Origin of the sequence: Pedobacter frigidisoli (assembly GCF_004331675.1) — a bacterium.
Lineage (GTDB): Bacteria > Bacteroidota > Bacteroidia > Sphingobacteriales > Sphingobacteriaceae > Pedobacter > Pedobacter frigidisoli.
In genome coordinates this window covers 17628-35334 of the sequence record NZ_SJSN01000013.1, presented here as the reverse complement: position 1 = coordinate 35334, position 17707 = coordinate 17628, and the positions used below count along the sequence as shown (strand labels likewise).

Sequence of the window (17707 nt, the reverse complement as noted above, 5' to 3'; positions counted from 1 at the left end):
CCATCGGGAATTAAAAATGATGTTAAGAAAACTATAATATCCATATATTAATGTAGTTCATGTAAAGAACACCCTACAAAACCAGATTTAAACAAATACATTTAACGACTTTCCTACATACCTTTCAATTAAAATTTTCTATCTTTCCGTTATCTAATATAAAAATATGCCGAAGAAAATTTTAATCATTGATGATGATGCAGATCTGTTAGAAGCAGTTTCATTTCTGATAGAAGAAGCTGGTTACACTACTTTATTATCCGTTGATGGCGAAATTGTATCTAAGCTCGAAGAAATTAATCCAGATCTCATTCTAATTGATCAAAACCTTGGTAGCGAAGATGGAACAAAACTTTGCAAGGCAATAAAAGAAAATCCGCAGACCAACCATTTTTCCGTATTAATTCTTTCTGGTGATGAAAACATTTTAGAACTTATTAGCGCCTGCCAAGCCAATGGTTTTATTAAAAAACCATTTGTGGTAAAGGACTTGATAATGGCAATTGAAAACCACACAAATATGGCTTAAAAGATTACTCAATTCACAATTTATTAGGTGTTTCAGTTTTTATAATAACCTGATTAACAAAAAGACAGAGCGTTAAAGAATAATCAAAACATTGCACTAAGTTAGGCTGTTGCTAGATCAATTCTAAAGCTTATGATCGCATTTGTACTTACATCTCCAGTATTAATATCTAACCAAACTACAGATAAATTACCAGATGAATCTGTATTGGTTGCCGAATTAATCTCGGGAGATTTACAGGCTTTTGCTAAACTTTATAAATTGTACGCCGGCTCGCTTTATGGCATCATCAATAAAATTGTTAGCCAACAAGAAACTGCTGAAGATTTGCTTCAAGATACCTTTATGAAAATAAAGAAGCATATTTCAGGATATGATTCCTCAAAGTCTAGGTTATTTACCTGGATTAGCAGAGTAGCCCGAAACACTGCAATTGATCACATTAGGCTTAAAAACATCAAAGGTTCTAGATTGAGTCAACCGTTAGAAGATTCGGAATATGAGCTTGATAAATCGCACACTTGTTCATTTAATCCTGATAGAATTGGGATTAAGCAGCTTCTGAGCGATCTAAGTGGCAGCCAACAAGAAATTATCGATCTAGTTTACTATCGTGGATTTACTCACGAAGAAGTGGCAAAGTTATTAAACATGCCAATTGGCACTGTTAAAACTAAGGTTAGAATGTCTATCCAAAAGCTACGTAGTCGCTTTAATTAACTCTATTCTGCGTTGATAGATTGTCCAAAGTATATAGGCAAAATCGCTACAGAATTTGCTTAATGCCCTCATTTTAGGATATTATTGGTATTTTTGAAACAATGAAAAAAATCCTATTTCTTTGTTTTATCCTTTTCCCTATCTTGTTAAATGCCCAGATTTTACGAAAAAGAACTACCTTGTTAATGGGTGGTAGATTCGACATCAGCATTGTAGCAACAGATTCCATTACTTCAGAAAACAACATTGATACTGTAATTGCTGAAATTTCTAGAATTGAAGAACTTATTTCCGATTGGAAAGCGAATTCTCAGGTTTCTGAAATAAACAGAAATGCAGGAGTTAAACCAGTAAAAGTATCTGAAGAGGTTTTTGCACTAACGGAAAGAGCCGTTTCATTATCCAAAGCCACAAATGGTGCTTTTGATGTTAGTTTCGCCGCTATGGATAGGATTTGGAAGTTCGATGGATCAATGACAGAAATGCCATCAGCAGCAGCCATTAAAAAATCTGTAGAAAAAGTGGGCTATAAAAATATTATTCTCGATAAAACCCAATCTACAATTTTCTTGAAACTACTAGGAATGAAAATTGGCTTTGGAGCTTTAGGCGAGGGATACGCTGCAGATCAATGCCGTGAAATGATGTTAAAAAAGGGCATTAAGTCCGGCATTGTAAATGCCTCGGGCGATATGAGTACTTGGGGAAAGCAACCAAATGGCAAACTGTGGACCGTTGGCATTACTAATCCATTAAAAGAGGATAAACTGCTTACTGTAATTCCCTTATCAAAAAGTGCAGTTGTAACATCTGGTAGTTATAGAAAATTCGTAGAACTTAATGGTAAAAGGTATTCTCACATTATAAACCCTACAACTGGTTATCCAGCAACTGGTTTAATTAGCGTAACCGTGCTTGGTCCAAGTACTGAATTCGCGAATGGTTTGAGCACATCAATTATGGTACTTGGAAAAATCGCAGGACAAGAATTCATCAAAAAATATCCAGATTATAGTTTCATTATGATAAGTGATGATGGCAAAATCTTATCATCTAAAGATATTCACCTAAAGAAAAAAATTTAAATAAACCAATTGATTATCAGTTTAATAACAGTCTGTTAATACCTGATTTCTCGATTGATAAAATGAAAGCGGATGACCAGTTTTTGTTAAACAAACCTCTTCGAGTATTTTAACAATATCCTTTTGCATGGATAACGAGCCACAGATCATAATTACGGCAGCGTCCATTAAGCTTTTCGAAATAAATTCTGCTTCCAAACTAATTAAGTCGCTTACGTATTGTTTATTTACCACTCTAGAATATGCTACATTAACTTGGCTAACCTTTGATTTTGAAAGCTGATCATTTAAAAAATCATTGTACAAATCATAAGATAATTTATTTCTAAAACCGCAGAACAGAAAACAGGGAGTGTGTTCAACATTTTGGTCAATCATCCCTAAAAACGGTGCTATACCGGTACCATTAGAAATCATGATCACCTTACTGGCCTTATTTGGGAAATAGAAATGTGGATTTTTAAGCACTTTAGCTTGAAGCAAATCCTTGGCCTTAAGGTTATTTAAGTATCCTGAACCTAATCCATCGTGATGCAAGCGAACACTTAGCTGAATAGCATTATCTACAATACCAATGGAATAAAGTCTTTCCCTGTGGTCATTTGCAGGGTAAATTGCCAAAAGATCACCAGATTTTGCCTTGAGTTTTCCTGACGAGTTTATTTTTAATTGAAATGTTCCCTCGGTGTTTGTTCCACTATTTGATTGAACAATAAACCTTTTTAATAATGTTGGCTTAATTATTTTTAGCTCTGGGAAACCAGTAAGTTTAATTTCACTTTGTTGCGCCCAAGATTCGGCCCATAATTGCAAATCTTGTGGCGATTTATCGTTTACGGTATGAATATCGATTAGGGGTTTAATCCAACTTTGTTTTGAAAGAGAATTATGAATATCGAAAGCAAACTTACAAAAATCGGGATATGCTCTTGATCCAAATCCCAAAACTGAGTATAGTATATTTTGTTTTTGAGGATACTCGGCAACCAGTTTTATAAATCGCGATGCATTTACTGGAGCTTCTCCCAAACCATAGGTTGAAGTTAGAATGATAAGCTGTTCTGCTTGCTCAAAAATGCCATAGTTATTTAAAGCAGTTAAATAAGATTTTTCACCCGATTTAAGCAATAATTTATGAATTGCGCTAGCGTAGGCATAAGTAGAACCATTTTCAGAACCTACAAGAATAATATATTTACATTCGGCAGAACGATATTTGTTTTTGGTTCGTATTGAAATACGTTTTAAGGTAATGGCAAAGCCTGAGTAAATAAAGAACAAAATTCCAATACAAGAAATCCCCAAAACAATCGCCCAAAGGATGTTGGTTCTCCCTGTATGAAGATCCAGACTTAGATTGGTAAGCAAAATATTGAATGGGTATTTACTTTCAGCTAAAACATCGCCAGTAATTTGGTTTACAGCAAGCTCCCTATCCTTAAGTTTTAAAATGAAGTAATCTTCAACATCTTCTGAAAATGGAAATTCGATCGACTCTACCTCTACCAGTTTAATATTTTTAAATGCGGCAAAATCTTGAATCTTTTTCTCTGGTGCGGATTTAATTAGATCGAGATTTACATCTACACTTTCTTTTACCGTTTTTAATATTCCTAAGGTATTTAAAGACAGATAAGTACCACTAATCGCAATTATAAATATGGGAATTAATAAAATCCTACCCAACACAACGTGATAATATTGTGAAAAGCCGTCTTTATGGATTTTGGAGAAAAAACGTCTGAAACCTCGTTGACGTTGTATGGTGAGCATAATCCCTGAAATGGCAATCAGCATCAGCAAAAAGGCCGTTAGCCCAATAAAGAACCTTCCTGTTTCATGTAAAAATAGCGACCGATGAAATGTTGTTATCCACTGAAAAAATTCATTCTTCTTCCCTACCACACCTAAAACATTTCCTGTGCGAGGATCAATATAAGCTTTAACATCATCACCAGATTTATCTATGGCCTGGATTTGTACAAATCGGTTTGATTCTACAGAAATCGTAGTCACCTCATCATACTTTGCCTTAAGCTTGGGCAAAAGATCAGCTACGGTTACTTCATCGAGGTTGTGTACACCGTAAATTTTCGCTTTTTGAGTAATTGGTTCAACAGAAAGGATAATTCCTGTTAAAGCGGCAAGCAATAGAAAAAGAAAAGAAGATATAGCCAAGGTAAGGTGGCTGTACCTCCATAAGGTTTTGGTCATTATCCTAATTAAATTTAGTTAGGGCTAAAACGCACGTATCTAATAAAACCAGTTCCTTCGCTTTTAGCAGAAAGTGTTTCTGTGGTAAGTGGAATTTCTAAATCCTTTACGAAATATTCTTTGTCTTCAACGGCGCTTTCAAACCTCAGCTTAAAGCCTGCATTAATTTTCGATTTTTCGATATCGATGTTTGAAACACTTCTATCGCCACCAGTAAGTGAGGCACCAGTAATGGCGCTGATGTTTGATGGCTTTTTAGCATAATATTTATGCCATTCCTTTAAACTATTATACCATTTCTTGTCTGATCCTAAAACATAAAGCGTTTTAACATATTGGCTTTTCGCATCGATAAGCGAAACAACGATATAAGCTCCTTCGCCCATGTAATTCGTCATTTGGATCATACATTTATACTTGGCATTTTGAGCTGATGAATTTGTAGGCTTTAAAAATACTAAGGCACAAAAAAGTAAGCTGATTTTAATTAAGTTATTCATATTATTTTAAAAAGCTAAGTGATACATTTCCTTTAGTAAATGACTCGTTTTCAGTCGCTAAGTCAAATGCACTTTCGTCGAAATTTGTTTTTATATCTTTTTTAGCGCCTATAGATAGTAGATATTGAAGAATAGCATCGTCTTTTGATACCATTGCTGCTCTATGTAATGCTGTTAAACCTTCTTTGTTTTGAGCATTTACATTGATATTTAATGGTTGTAAACTTTTAAACAAGGAAAGATCGCCCTTAATAACGGCTAAATGATATAATGTATTGCCATTTTTTTGTGGTGCGCCAAGATTAAATCCCTTTTCCTTAAGCAAGACCATTTTGCCTTGAAACTCTTCTGCTTTGGATGGTCCGTTAAAAGCACGACCAGCTTCTGGAGCTGGACTGTATGATTGAAGAAGATAATAAGCGAGGTTGTTTCCATCTTTATCAATTGAATTTACATCTGCTCCTTTTGAAATGAGATAGGCAACAACTGCTGGAGAATTACCATTAACCGCCATAGCGAGTGCAGTTAAGCCTTTATTATTGGCAGTATTAATATTTTTTACCTTTGGAAGTAATAGCGCAAATACCGCTGTATCGCGATTAGACATTGCAGCATTCATTAAAACGTTGTTTCCATCTATATCAGCTTGGTTTACATCAGCCCCTGCAGTAAGAAAATGCTGAATTAGTTCATTTTGCTTAGGTCTTCTTACCAAGGCATGAAGTACATTTCTGCCATCTTTATTGGTAGCAGTAGGTTTTATCTTCAAACTTTCCAAATATTCGAATACTTCAATTGGAGCACTGCCTCTACGGCTTCCCTCACTCGCAAGAATTATTGCATTTTGATCTACAGGAATACCTTTAACAATCAGTGCTTTTAATATATTTAAATTCCCAGCTCTTGCTGCATATCCAAAAGCATTTGTTCCATCGGCATCAACACTCTTTAAATCAAGCCCTTTAGATATAAAATAATCTGTTAGCTTAAAATCCTTATCACTTCCAATGGCCAAAAGCAACACATTTGCACCATTGCCATTTACATCAGTTTTCAGGTTAGCACCTTTAGCAATAAATAGATCGTAAATTTTAGTATTTTGTTGACCAGCTCCCGCCGCAAAGGTCATGGCGGTAACACCGTGACTATCTTTTAAGCTTAAGTTAGATCCTTTTGAAACTAAATAGTTTACAATTTCATCGTTCCCTTTACTTGCTGCCCAATGTAAATAAATACGTCCATCGTGAGTTAACTTTGTAATTTCATTACCAGGTTGAGCTAATAGGTATTTTATTGTTTCGGTAGAAGCATCTGCGTTAATCGCCATTACTACAGGATCAAAGCTCATTCCATTCAGTTGACTTGGATTTGCACCTTTTGCCACTTCGGCTTTAACAGCGCTCACATCTGGTTTGGCTTGCCAAAATGCTTGATCGAGCAAACTATTCTTTTGCGCATGTAGCGATATAGACCAGAATAACGTAACGACTAATAATATTTTTTTCATCTTTAAATTCTAATTTAGAATGATTCTGCGAAATTAACAAGAATTAGTCTAAATAAAAACATAAATGACGATTAAAATTATTGTTACAAGTAATGACTTTTATGGCAGAAGGCTGTTTGTTAATTCCATTAATCTCAATCTCACTTTTTATTTTCTTCGGGAGATAAAATATGAATGTCTTGCTGAGGAAATGGAATTATGATATTTTTTTCTTTAAATGCATTTGTAATGGATATTACCAAATCACTTTTTGTAGCATTATTCTCAGACATATGTTTCGTCCAAAAATAAATCTTAAGGTCTATTGAGCTTGTGCCAAACTGCTCAAACTGTACAATTGGAGGTGGTGATTTTAGTATCCGTTCTTCTGCATCAAGAATATCTTTTAAAACCTGTCTACATTTCTCCAAATCTGTATTATAGGCTACCCCTACCACGATTGATGCCCGTTTTTTGTTACCAGCTAATGTCCAGTTCATAAGGTGAGAATTTAGCAAGTCTCCGTTAGGCATTACAAGATCTGCTCCATCCCAAGTGGTAATTACACTACTTCGAAATCCAATAGATTTCATTCTTCCTCCTTGACCATCAACATCAACAATATCACCCACATTTACAGGTTTTTCAAATGCAATAATCAAACCGCTGACCAGGTTATTCACTAAAGTTTGGAGCCCAAAACCAATACCCACTCCAAGCGCACCAATAATAATCGTAATTCGATCCATCGGAATACCAGCTGCAGCAATTGCTAAAAATAGGCCTGTTGAAAGAATAAATATTCGCACCAAAAGCACCCAACTACCCAATCTCTGTTTTTTTGCTTCCTTGTCCTTATTCGACATTAAATGATCATCGGAGGCGAAAAAAGAGACCACTTTTGAAACAATAACAGAAATGGACATTATTGCGAAGAAAAGAAAGAGCGAGTTGATACTAAATGTATAGTTTCCAATGGTTCTATCCCTACTTAAAAAGCTTATTAGTGGTTGAGACAAATATTCAAACAAAGGGAAGTTGTGGCCCATCAAAATTATCCATCCCAAACCAAAAGAACGTAAAGCAAAAAAGGAGCTTTAGCGCCAACTCTACCAAAGTTAAGGTAGAATAGCTTTCTATCCTGAACGGTATATACATCAAAAGCCAGTACAAGCCCTTCATTGATAAACCTAACTACCCAAAGGAATAAAATTGCAATAACTACGTTAAGAAACCCACCAATAAAAAGCGTTTTCGATACATTGTAGCGCCCAAAAATGTTAAATAAAGCAGAGCATAATTCGAAGAATACCATTAATGCGATGGTATAGGCCATCCATTTTTCCTTTAACTCATGATGATGTTTCTGAAAAAGAATAACGGTACCCGAGAAAACCCCGAATATTGCTACAATAAACATAAACCAACGCTCTATTCTCGATGCTTGAAGTATCATATTGCCTGCTGCTGCCATAATGAAAAAGCAAACCATCAGTAACCAAACTGACATCCAATACTTGGAAATATAGTCCCTGAATATCAGCGTAAGACAAATACACGATATCAGCCAGAAAATTACATTCAGAATAAATGGTGGTGAGATAAATATAAATTGGAATATAGAGATAACGAGGAGGAGTGCAGATATTAACGGATACCTGATCACCAGTTGCCCTTCGTAATCATTATTCAAAAGTTTTTTCGCCAAATAAATCATCTTTAAAGAGCGGAGATAGATAAATGATAATAGTGTTAATGCGACTAGAGCCAATAGTTTACCCACATTATTGATCGCATAAAACTTGAGGGTAAGAAGCCCCTTTATCTTCGAGAAGTTCAGGATTTCTTGGAATGGCCGGTATGAGCTTGGAGAATCCGTAATGTTTGAAAACTCGCGTCCGAGGGTTGCCAATGCCAACTTTTGCTCAATATGTTCAATTTCATCTACACTCAGCCGAAGCGAATTGATCTCTGCGTTGTAAGCATTTAATAAGATTTGAACATTACGACTTGCAATTTTTAGTACCGAATCTACAGGGCCAATTTCTTTAGCAACTGTTACCAAACTATGCAGATAGTCCATCAGTTCGAGGGAATCTGTTGGGAAACTGAACAATTCTTTGGTGGTAGAAAGGGAATCTAAGCGGAAGCGGTATCCATTAAGCGACTTTTGCCTGTTATCTAACCTAATTTTTCGTTCACTAGCCTCTGCAATTAACTCAATAATTATTTTCTTTGTTGCCGTTAGGTTTCGATAGGTTTGTGCAGTTCCTTTATTTACGAAAACGCCATCAGAGGCTATTTTATAGTTTCCTTTAATTTCGTTTAAAGTTTGCTTAAGTGCTAAGGTATCCAAGCCAGATTTCATATAACTCTTTGCATTCTGAATCGTAAGCCGAAGTTCTTCAAAAATTCTTACCTGAACGGATAACGCTTTATCGGATTCGAAATCTACCTTGCTCTTTGATGCAGACTCTTTTGCAAAATCCTGCATTTTTTCTACAAAGCTTTTGCTAACGCTATCTATTGGTACCGTCACTTTACTTGTATCACGCTTTTGTGCAAAGGCACATATCGATATCATGCTAGTGATGAGGAGCATAACGACCCTGGTAAAGGCTGAAGAATTCATAGTATGAGGACTTGATTCAATAATACGAAAAAGGTAATTTGAAATCAACACTTTATAATGAAATGAGGTGATTAATCTTTATATCATCCTGAATATTAATAAAATACCACTATTTATTTTTTTGAAAAAAGATTTTAATAAAAAGCAGTAAATTATTATTTTTGATAAACATCCCCCTCAAAATGAAAAAAATCTACCTACTTATCCTAAGTACAATTATTGCTCTCGGAAGCTTTGCCCAAGGAACCCAGGCCGGAAAACTTGATGTTCTTCAAAAAACAAACGGAGAAGAACTTAAGGGAAAAATCATTCGCATAACAGATTCTGATGTATCATTCGTGTATTCTGGAGAAACTGCAGAATACGTGATCAAGAAATCTGACATTACAAAAATTACCCATTCAAGCGGAAGGGTCGAAAATATTTCCCAACAAACCCAACCGGCCCAAGAGCGTCAAAAAGACCCGGTTACCATGACTGCAACACCTGCTGATCACCACAATAAAATTGCCATTTTACCTTTCACCTTTTTAATGGATAATCAACCTGGTGCCGCAACTATAGGACTTAAAGCGCAGCAAGATGCATTTGGTTTACTTTCCCAACATTCAGCAGGTTATACTATTTTAGATCCACGAACTACAAACGCTACTTTAATTCAAGCTGGCGCAACTCCCGATAAAATGATGGGCTTTACCATGAAAAACATTTGTGATATCCTGGGGGTAGAGTATATAATAGACGGTACGGTAACGCAGGCTAAAGGTTACATGACCAGCTCTAGCAGTTCGAGCGACAACACCACCATAAAACGAGATGATTCAGATAAGATTAAGGCAGCTTCTGGCTATACAATAGCCAATAGCAATGCTGTACAGCGTTTTGACGTAGGCGTTAGCCTCCAGATTTATATGGATAATAATGCAAGTATTTACAACGAAAGCCATAAGGCATTTTTAAGCAATACAGATGGTTCATACAGTGGACCATTAGAATACTTATTAAAGAGATGTCCACTTTATCGTAAATAACTTCAAGATGGTTTTCAAAAATTTGCTCTTTAGCTCCCTATTACTTTTCTCAGTCTGTTTACTTTCCGTAAACTCGATCTACCGTTGCACCTTCATCTCCTTGATCTCTCATCCAATTTTTTAATTTTATCTGATATTCACCTATCAGTTTTTGATAGTTTTTATCTTCCAAGAGGTTATGCATTTCATAGGGATCTTTTTGGAGATCATAAAATTCCAAAGCGGGATGAGTAGTGATCCGATCAATTAATAGCTTAGTCTCCGGAGATGTTTTTGCTTTCAGTACCCAATCATTCCAATAACTGGCTTTGTTTGCAGGATTCATCATATATTTGATATAATATGGAAGATTTGGCCTTAGGTTCATAATTAGTTTGAAATGGTTATCGCGAATTGATCGCATTGGGTAAGGCGTACCTTCTGGTATGTTGTTATGAATTCCAAAAGCAGTAGCTCTATGGGTTGGGGTTTGTCCGTTTAAAACAGGTAAAAAGCTCTTTCCGTCCAAACCTTGAATAGGCTTCCCTCCTGCTATGTTTATTAAAGTTGGTGTAATATCTTCATATTGTACCAATGCACTCGATTTCGAATTCGCTCGAACCTTTCCTGGCCATTTAACAATCATCGAGCTTTTTTGCCCATTATCCCATAAGGTCCATTTACCCCCGGGGAATTGTGGACCCTGCTCCCCTAGAAAGATAAATATGGTGTTCTGTTCCTGACCAGTTTCCTTTAACATTTTACGAACATCACCAACCTGATCATCAAGTCTTCTAATTTCGGCGAGGTATTTACAATAAATTACCCTAATGGCCTTAGTATCTACCATGTGAGGCGGCAAGACAACTTTGTCAGGATCAAACTCTGATGCATCTCCAACTGTCCACGGTGCATGAGGATTGATGCTCATAACAAATAAGCAAAAAGGATTTGCAGCTTTTCTGGTAACGAATTTCTTAATATCATCCAACTCATAATCATCTGTTACAGATACACAATTCGGTTCGAAACCTTTTATAATTTCAAAGGGAAATACCGATTGAGGCTTGGTACTGTGGTTTTTCCCCGTAAGGGCTACCGAGTAATTCTGTTGGTTTAAATATTGGCAAACACTCTTTATGCCAGTATTGTAAACTGGCTTATGGTTTTGAAAAGACCCGTGATGCATGGGGTATAAACCTGTAAATAATGATGCACGCGTAGGTACGCACATGGTTTCTGAGCAGATCATTTGGTCAAACTTCATCCCTTCTGCCGCAAGTGCATCTATATTTTTTGTTTGGAGATTTTGTCCTCCGTAACAACTCAGTTGCCTGCTATCTAGGTCGTCTGCCATGAATATAACAATGTTTGGTCTGGTATCGGCAATAACAGTTAAAATTTTAGATTCTCCAGCTTTTGAAGAATTCTTAAAATTTGGAAAGCTTAAAACCGAAATACCCAGTAGCAACGGAATGAATGTTGATGTAGTTTTCATGCTAACGATTATGTTTATGAATTTATTTTGAACCAAGTTTTGGTAATGAATTCCACCAAACCATTAATTTATCTTTCAGTTCGTTTGTTAGTTTGGGATTGGCATTTGCCACGTTAACAGATTCTTTTTTATCTTTCGAGATATTATACAGCTGAACGTCAGTACCATCGTTATTCATCAGAAGTTTCCAATCTCCATCGCGAACTGCAAGGTTCGGGCTCTTATCTGGTTCCTTAGGGTATTTAAATGCAATATTATTTCTTCCATATTCCCAGAACATTTCTTTTTCTCTGGGACCAGGTTTGCCGTAGAATATCGCACTTCTATCCATTCCATCTCCTTTAAAAGAACTTGGCAACGTTATTCCAGCCATCTTTGCTAAAGAGGGAAGCAGATCAGTTGAATTAACTTCAGATTTTTCATCTATTTTATTCACTGGGGTATGACCTGCCCAACTGATGATGAACGGGATTCTTGTGCCACCCTCATACAGTGATAGTTTTGTTCCCCTTAATCCTAAGGCTCTTGTACCTCTAAAACTAGGCAGTGGACCATTATCACTGGTAAAGATAATGATCGTATTCTTGTCGGCCCCCATTTTTTTCAGTCCATCTAACAACCTTCCAATTTGGACATCATACTCCTTAAGAACGCCCTTAAAGGCTGCCTCTTCCTGAGGATTCATTGGGAATTTCCCAGTGTATTCCTTTTCGGTTCGAGGTACCCACGGTGTGTGTACATCATCTGGCCAAAGATTTATAAAACAAGGTTTACCTTGACTCTTTGCCATAAACTCTAAGGTCTTATCCACGAAATACTTGGTTCGATCCCATCTTTTAACGCTATCCTTTTCTGACCATATCCAGTCTGTGGAAGTAAGTGCCTTATCTGGATCTGGGCTCTCATAAGTACTTGAATGGGCATCAAATCCATATTCCTCAAACCCCGGTGCATTTTTAACATCTCTTCCACCGCCCATATGCCATTTACCAAAATGCCCAGTTGCATAACCCGCTGCCTTAAAGAATTTGGCTATTGTTGGTGCACTGGTATCTAAAAAATCCGCTTGTTCCGCTTCCCTATTGTGTTTTCTATTGTCGAGGTAGGTACTAAAATTCCAGCGAGCGGGATACATTCCTGTAAGTAAGCTTACCCTGGAAGGCGAGCATATTGGAGCCGCACTATAATACTGGCTTAACTTTAACCCACCTTCGGCAAGACGATCGAGATTGGGCGTGGGTACAAACTTGCCCCCAAATGCACCAATATCGCTAAAACCCATGTCATCGGTTAGGATAATAATGATGTTAGGCTGTTGTGCCTTAGTATCCGATTTAGCTTGCGCTACAGCTGCCGAATGATTGATCAATAAAGCGGCAATTAATATTATTGATGAAATATTAAGCTTTAGCATAAATTTATTTTTTGGTGATTTAAGTGATATCCTTTTCGTTAAGTGTTGGAAACGATTGAAAATGATCCATACTGACAAAAAAATATTTATCCAATCCAATTGTACCCAGTAAATTTAAGGAAAAAAATTGGCGAGTATGATCGATGATTTTGACTTGACCATTGGATTAATAGCGAAAGGATAAATATTTTTAAATTAGCTAATGTACTCAGTGCCGGAATCGAACCGTATATTTTTCGAGATGTTATTTAGGAATAACCTTCAATATTGGTACAATTTCACAACCTTTAGTTCAGTATAATCACCACCTACTTTTTATTGCTTCAGTTCTGTGCATCATACCCCAATCAATCATAGAATCTATAACTTTAGTAATGTTTTTGCCCGAATCAGTTAAAACATATTCTATCAATATAGGTGTTTGCGGATATACCTTACGCTCCACCATTCCATTAATCTCCAATTCTTTCAACTCTTTTGATAACATTCGAGGGGTAATCTTTTCAATATTTTCCTGCAAATCCTTAAACCGAATTTTACCATGCAATAACGAGGCTATAATGGGTAGTTTCCATTTACCATTTACAACATTTAGCGTATCAGTTAAAGCCAATACGTAATGCCTAGGGCATTGCTGCACTTTATCGCGATCTATTAATTCCTGAAAAGTATCCATTTCATATGTTTCTTAGTATACAAAAGTATAGTACTTTTCTTTAAGAACAAAGTATATTTTATATAGTAACTACACTATTTTTGTGCTTCATTAAAAAATAAAGAAATGATTTTAGTTACAGGAGCAACTGGTCAATTTGGTTCTAAAGCCATTGACCATTTATTAAAAAAAGGTTTTAAGCCTGCTGAAATTTCAGCATTAGTAAGAGATATGGCAAAGGCAGAAAACCTCAGGGAAAAAGGAATTGAGCTCAGAGTTGCAGATTATACAGATCATGCTTCACTGGTAAATGCTTTTCGGGGCATAAAGAAGATGTTGTTAGTTTCGAGCAATGATAAACAAGCTGTTGAAAACAGGACTGCTCAGCATATTAATGTAATAAGTGCTGCTAAGGAAGCTCAGGTTGAGCACATTATCTACACTTCTTTTGTAAGGAAAACCCATTTTGAAGATTCTGCGATAGCGGCATTCCAAAACTCGCATGTACAAACAGAATTAGCTTTAAAAAACAGTGGTATCAATTATACCATTCTTCAAAATGGTATCTATTTAGAAATGATTCCAATTTTTGCAGGAGAGAAAGTGTCTGAAACTGGCCACATATTGTTTCCTGCAGAGATGGGTAAGGCCAGCTTTGTGCTTCGCGAAGAACTTGCTGAGGGTGCAGCTCATGTATTGGCAACCGAGGGGCATGAGAATAAGATTTATCAATTGACCAATACGGAGTCAGTCTCATTTAATGAGATAGCAAATGCAATATCATTTGCATTGAAAAAGGAAATCAAATACGATTCTCCAAGTATTGATGAATTTAATTCAATATTGAAAAATTTTGGCGTTCCGGAATTATATATTGGTATGTTTACGATGTGGGGACTGGCACAAGCACAGGGTACAATGGATGTGGAGGATAACACCTTACAATCTTTTTTAGGAAATAAACCAACAACTATGAAGCAGTTTATTGATCAGGTTTATGGTTAGTATCTTATCGAAACTTTAAAGCTATCAACTTCATTTCGAAGCGAAAATAATTGTTGCGAAATTTCACTCAAGGCATTGTTTCAAAGCCCACACAAATTTGGATACCGAGCCTGATCAATTAATTTATATAAATCTACAAAATTGGTGGACAAATGAGTTTATTTTAATTAGAGACATTAACGGCTCAATCAATACAATCTTCTATCTCCTTGTTAAGTAATCGAAATATCAATTAAAAATAAAAAGCAGTCTGAAAAGACTGCTTTTTATTAACGGGTCTCTGGTGGTGCATAATTCGAACCATTTTATGGACGAATTGATTGAAATTGGCGATTTTATACGCTTTAGTCCGCAATGAGAAGCTCGTTCTTTCACTGTTTTTTAATTTGCATTTTTATTTGACAAAAGAACTTATGTAATCCAAACCTGTTGTCCAATCAATGTTTTTATAACGTTGATTAAAAAGTTGATAGTGATGAGTTGAAAACATGGAATACATATATTGAGCTTGTTGCCATTTTGCATACAATTCAGCTTCTCCAGCAGGATTATCGGCTCTTTGCTTTTTTATAATCTGTGCAAAATCTTCAAGACTTGATAGTTCTTGCATTCTGAATTCTTGATCTGTAGCTACTTTCACGTCTGCCCATATCATATTGGGACTGACCTGGAAACTTGCAATCTGTAAATTTCTAGGTGCATTATCGTCTAATGCTACTTCGGCAGTAAAAGCGGCAGTATTATCCATAGTGGTGAAATCCAGTTTCCAGTCTGCTTTTTCACCCCAATAACCGATACTCTTGTCTTTTAAATTTAAGATGGGCGTATTATACTTCAGTATGTCTGCAAAAGCACCATTAAAAATGGAGGATGCCTGGATAGAAGAACTATCCAAATACATTTTGAATTGCCTTCTTAAATCAAAATTCCTGTTTTCGCCAGGTAGAAGGTCATTGTAGTCCGTGCAAAAATCCGAAGGGATGAATCTGGGCACTCCTGCTTGCAACGCACCGTCTAATAACCTTTTCTGCAAGTCGATAATCACATCACCTAGGCCTGCCAGTGCAGAAACTACACAATCTATATTTGCACAAACATTTACGATTTCATCATGGTCGGTTAAATCTATTTCAATTACCTCTATGCCTAAATTTTTAAGGGTTTCTATTTTTTCAAAATCGGTAGCCATTCGAACAATGGCCCTTACATCTGCACCTCTTTTTATTAATTCGCTACAAATTTTATTTCCTAAGCTACCAGTAGCACCAGCTACTAAGATTGTTTTTTTCATGGCTAAAATATAGTTATTGATTTTTGTTTTATGATGATGCTAAAAAGTTTAAAACAGCATCCAATACTTGTTTAGGTTGTTCTTCAAACATATAATGGCCACTATCTAAAATACCGATTACATTCACGTCTTTTGCAACATAAGGCAATCCCGCTTTCATGTAATTGTAACTCACATAACTGCCAATTCCTAATACAGGCATGGCAAGTGGTTGATACGTTTTAGCATCTTCAATATCCTTTGCAAAACTTTGATACCAAGCATTTGAAGCTCTAATATTCTCTGGTTCATTATAAACGGAAGCATACACTGATCTATCGAATGAAGTCATTTTACTTTCATCGATCATTACATACTGAAAAAGCCAGTCCAACAGGTATTGAAAGCGACCCTCCAATATCTTTTCCGGTAATTCTTTTACTTGATTAAAGCCCATCCACCAGGCATAAGGCATATTGGCGTCCATTTTTTTTGTAAAGGTGCCTGCAACAGGCATCAATGGCATTTGCATCATACCCTCGCTTGGGTGTGCACCATCTGCAACAATTAGCTTATCTGTGAATTGTGGATAATTAAAGGCGAAACTCATTGCTACCATACCACCTATATCGTGCCCCATGAGATGAACTTTGGATAATCCAAGTCCTTGTATTAGCGCTAAGATATCGGTAGCCATTGTTTTCTTGTCGTAGCCTGTAGATGGCTTCCCCGAACTGCCCATCCCTCTTATATCAACTATAATTACACGATATGCTTTTGCAAGTTCGGCGGCGATAGGATGATATGAATAATAAGTTTGTGGCCAACCGGGCAAACAAATTAGCGGTTCGCCACTACCACCTTCTATATAGTGCAAGTTTAGCCCATTAATTCTTGCATAATGATTGGTAAAGCCAGGGAAATTTTTAATTAGTTCATCATCAGTATACTGATTTTGAGGTAGTGCTTTGTGATCAGTTGTTTGCGTCATTATCTTTTTTTTTAATGACTCAAAGGTATTAAGTCACTGCTTACACAAAACTACCAATTGGTAGAAAATCACTTCACTTAATATTCTTCCTAATCCGGCTTAAGGCATTGGGTGTAATACCAAGAACTGCAGCTAATTGCTTAATAGGAACTTTTTGCAAAATCTCAGGCGTATTCATAAATTCTAGATATCGCTTTTCGGCAGATAGCGTTTGAAAATTTAAAATCTGATCGATCATTCTTACAGACATTGCTTCCCATATTTTTCTCCCAAATTCTTCCCAACTTGCAATATGTCCATATAAAAAATCCATGTCCTTTTTATCAATTACTACCAGTTCAGTGTCTTCAATGGCTTCTATAGTAAACCTGGTTGGTTTCTGTGGATTTAGACTGGAAATCTCCGTAAAAAACTCATTTTTAAATGTTACCCAAGTTGTGTTTTCCTGATCATTCAATTCATAAAAAAAACGTACACCACCAGATACAATAAAAAAATATTGATTGGCAATTTGCCCTTTCTTAAGAATTATTTTCCCTTTAGGTACTTTCTTTTTCTTACATCTTGAAAGTACAAGTTCCAAATCGAAATCATCGATCAAAATGATCGATTTTATGAATGTTATAAATTGCTCCATTTTTTGTTAAAGATCGGCTTTATTCTGAAATTCGTCCAACAGTCTTTGGCTTTCATGAACG

The 17707-nt window shown here is 36.1% G+C and carries 16 protein-coding genes; 5 read left to right on the top strand and 11 right to left on the bottom strand.

Annotated features, from left to right (window positions below; all coding sequences use genetic code 11):
• The first annotated feature begins 166 nt into the window (after window positions 1-166).
• The 3 genes from EZ449_RS16035 (at window position 167) to EZ449_RS16025 (ending at window position 2334) form a co-directional block, all read left to right on the top strand.
• Window positions 167-529 carry a response regulator gene (locus EZ449_RS16035; RefSeq protein ID WP_131560669.1) on the top strand — a complete coding sequence of 121 codons (363 nt, stop codon included), beginning with the start codon at window positions 167-169 and terminating at the stop codon, window positions 527-529.
• 132 nt (window positions 530-661) lie between these two features.
• On the top strand, window positions 662-1249 hold the full coding sequence (locus EZ449_RS16030) for an RNA polymerase sigma factor (protein ID WP_131560667.1): 588 nt from the start codon (window positions 662-664) through the stop codon (window positions 1247-1249).
• Between the two features lie 101 nt (window positions 1250-1350).
• Window positions 1351-2334, top strand: coding sequence for an FAD:protein FMN transferase (locus EZ449_RS16025; protein WP_205943023.1), 984 nt, complete (start codon window positions 1351-1353; stop codon window positions 2332-2334).
• 21 nt (window positions 2335-2355) lie between these two features.
• On the opposite strand, the gene EZ449_RS16020 is transcribed toward EZ449_RS16025, so the two are convergent.
• From EZ449_RS16020 to EZ449_RS16000, 5 genes are all read right to left on the bottom strand, one after another.
• Entirely contained in the window at window positions 2356-4548 is a 2193-nt protein-coding gene (locus tag EZ449_RS16020; protein WP_131560665.1) for a PepSY domain-containing protein, read from the bottom strand.
• Window positions 4549-4562: 14 nt separating this feature from the next.
• The gene (locus EZ449_RS16015; RefSeq protein ID WP_131560663.1) at window positions 4563-5048 is read right to left on the bottom strand and encodes a DUF2271 domain-containing protein; all 486 of its coding nucleotides are present in this window, start codon (window positions 5046-5048) and stop codon (window positions 4563-4565) included.
• A gap of 1 nt (window position 5049) precedes the next feature.
• Complete coding sequence (locus EZ449_RS16010; RefSeq protein ID WP_131560661.1) at window positions 5050-6555, bottom strand: ankyrin repeat domain-containing protein; 1506 nt, start codon at window positions 6553-6555, stop codon at window positions 5050-5052.
• 140 nt (window positions 6556-6695) lie between these two features.
• Window positions 6696-7460, bottom strand: coding sequence for a mechanosensitive ion channel family protein (locus tag EZ449_RS16005; RefSeq protein ID WP_165499791.1), 765 nt, complete (start codon window positions 7458-7460; stop codon window positions 6696-6698).
• 128 nt (window positions 7461-7588) lie between these two features.
• Window positions 7589-9118 carry a hypothetical protein gene (locus tag EZ449_RS16000; protein ID WP_131560657.1) on the bottom strand — a complete coding sequence of 510 codons (1530 nt, stop codon included), beginning with the start codon at window positions 9116-9118 and terminating at the stop codon, window positions 7589-7591.
• Window positions 9119-9348: 230 nt separating this feature from the next.
• Between EZ449_RS16000 and EZ449_RS15995 the strand changes: the two genes are divergently transcribed.
• Complete coding sequence (locus EZ449_RS15995; protein WP_131560655.1) at window positions 9349-10197, top strand: hypothetical protein; 849 nt, start codon at window positions 9349-9351, stop codon at window positions 10195-10197.
• Between the two features lie 58 nt (window positions 10198-10255).
• Here EZ449_RS15995 and EZ449_RS15990 read toward each other — a convergent pair whose 3' ends face one another.
• From EZ449_RS15990 to EZ449_RS15980, 3 genes are all read right to left on the bottom strand, one after another.
• Window positions 10256-11674 (bottom strand): sulfatase family protein, encoded by a 1419-nt coding sequence (locus EZ449_RS15990; RefSeq protein WP_131560653.1) that lies wholly within the window; start codon window positions 11672-11674, stop codon window positions 10256-10258.
• Between the two features lie 22 nt (window positions 11675-11696).
• Window positions 11697-13088 (bottom strand): sulfatase-like hydrolase/transferase, encoded by a 1392-nt coding sequence (locus EZ449_RS15985; protein WP_131560651.1) that lies wholly within the window; start codon window positions 13086-13088, stop codon window positions 11697-11699.
• Window positions 13089-13389: 301 nt separating this feature from the next.
• Window positions 13390-13764, bottom strand: a complete 375-nt coding sequence (locus EZ449_RS15980) for a winged helix-turn-helix transcriptional regulator (protein WP_131560649.1) — start codon at window positions 13762-13764, stop codon at window positions 13390-13392.
• Between the two features lie 105 nt (window positions 13765-13869).
• Here EZ449_RS15980 and EZ449_RS15975 point away from each other — a divergent pair, with 105 nt between their 5' ends.
• A complete protein-coding gene (locus EZ449_RS15975; RefSeq protein ID WP_131560647.1) occupies window positions 13870-14748 on the top strand; it encodes an SDR family oxidoreductase in 879 nt (292 codons plus the stop codon).
• A 394-nt stretch (window positions 14749-15142) separates the two neighbouring features.
• Here EZ449_RS15975 and EZ449_RS15970 read toward each other — a convergent pair whose 3' ends face one another.
• From EZ449_RS15970 to EZ449_RS15960, 3 genes are all read right to left on the bottom strand, one after another.
• Window positions 15143-16039 (bottom strand): SDR family NAD(P)-dependent oxidoreductase, encoded by an 897-nt coding sequence (locus tag EZ449_RS15970; RefSeq protein ID WP_131560645.1) that lies wholly within the window; start codon window positions 16037-16039, stop codon window positions 15143-15145.
• Window positions 16040-16067: 28 nt separating this feature from the next.
• Complete coding sequence (locus tag EZ449_RS15965; RefSeq protein WP_131560642.1) at window positions 16068-17009, bottom strand: alpha/beta fold hydrolase; 942 nt, start codon at window positions 17007-17009, stop codon at window positions 16068-16070.
• A 73-nt stretch (window positions 17010-17082) separates the two neighbouring features.
• Window positions 17083-17646 (bottom strand): Crp/Fnr family transcriptional regulator, encoded by a 564-nt coding sequence (locus EZ449_RS15960; protein ID WP_131560640.1) that lies wholly within the window; start codon window positions 17644-17646, stop codon window positions 17083-17085.
• Window positions 17647-17707: the final 61 nt, after the last annotated feature.

Coding starts and splice junctions, on each gene's coding strand:
- EZ449_RS16035 (WP_131560669.1), top strand. CDS start 167: ATGCCGAAGAAAATTTTAATCATTGATGATGATGCAGATCTGTTAGAA.
- EZ449_RS16030 (WP_131560667.1), top strand. CDS start 662: ATGATCGCATTTGTACTTACATCTCCAGTATTAATATCTAACCAAACT.
- EZ449_RS16025 (WP_205943023.1), top strand. CDS start 1,351: ATGAAAAAAATCCTATTTCTTTGTTTTATCCTTTTCCCTATCTTGTTA.
- EZ449_RS16020 (WP_131560665.1), bottom strand. CDS start 4,548: ATGACCAAAACCTTATGGAGGTACAGCCACCTTACCTTGGCTATATCT.
- EZ449_RS16015 (WP_131560663.1), bottom strand. CDS start 5,048: ATGAATAACTTAATTAAAATCAGCTTACTTTTTTGTGCCTTAGTATTT.
- EZ449_RS16010 (WP_131560661.1), bottom strand. CDS start 6,555: ATGAAAAAAATATTATTAGTCGTTACGTTATTCTGGTCTATATCGCTA.
- EZ449_RS16005 (WP_165499791.1), bottom strand. CDS start 7,460: ATGTCCATTTCTGTTATTGTTTCAAAAGTGGTCTCTTTTTTCGCCTCC.
- EZ449_RS16000 (WP_131560657.1), bottom strand. CDS start 9,118: ATGATATCGATATGTGCCTTTGCACAAAAGCGTGATACAAGTAAAGTG.
- EZ449_RS15995 (WP_131560655.1), top strand. CDS start 9,349: ATGAAAAAAATCTACCTACTTATCCTAAGTACAATTATTGCTCTCGGA.
- EZ449_RS15990 (WP_131560653.1), bottom strand. CDS start 11,674: ATGAAAACTACATCAACATTCATTCCGTTGCTACTGGGTATTTCGGTT.
- EZ449_RS15985 (WP_131560651.1), bottom strand. CDS start 13,088: ATGCTAAAGCTTAATATTTCATCAATAATATTAATTGCCGCTTTATTG.
- EZ449_RS15980 (WP_131560649.1), bottom strand. CDS start 13,764: ATGGATACTTTTCAGGAATTAATAGATCGCGATAAAGTGCAGCAATGC.
- EZ449_RS15975 (WP_131560647.1), top strand. CDS start 13,870: ATGATTTTAGTTACAGGAGCAACTGGTCAATTTGGTTCTAAAGCCATT.
- EZ449_RS15970 (WP_131560645.1), bottom strand. CDS start 16,039: ATGAAAAAAACAATCTTAGTAGCTGGTGCTACTGGTAGCTTAGGAAAT.
- EZ449_RS15965 (WP_131560642.1), bottom strand. CDS start 17,009: ATGACGCAAACAACTGATCACAAAGCACTACCTCAAAATCAGTATACT.
- EZ449_RS15960 (WP_131560640.1), bottom strand. CDS start 17,646: ATGGAGCAATTTATAACATTCATAAAATCGATCATTTTGATCGATGAT.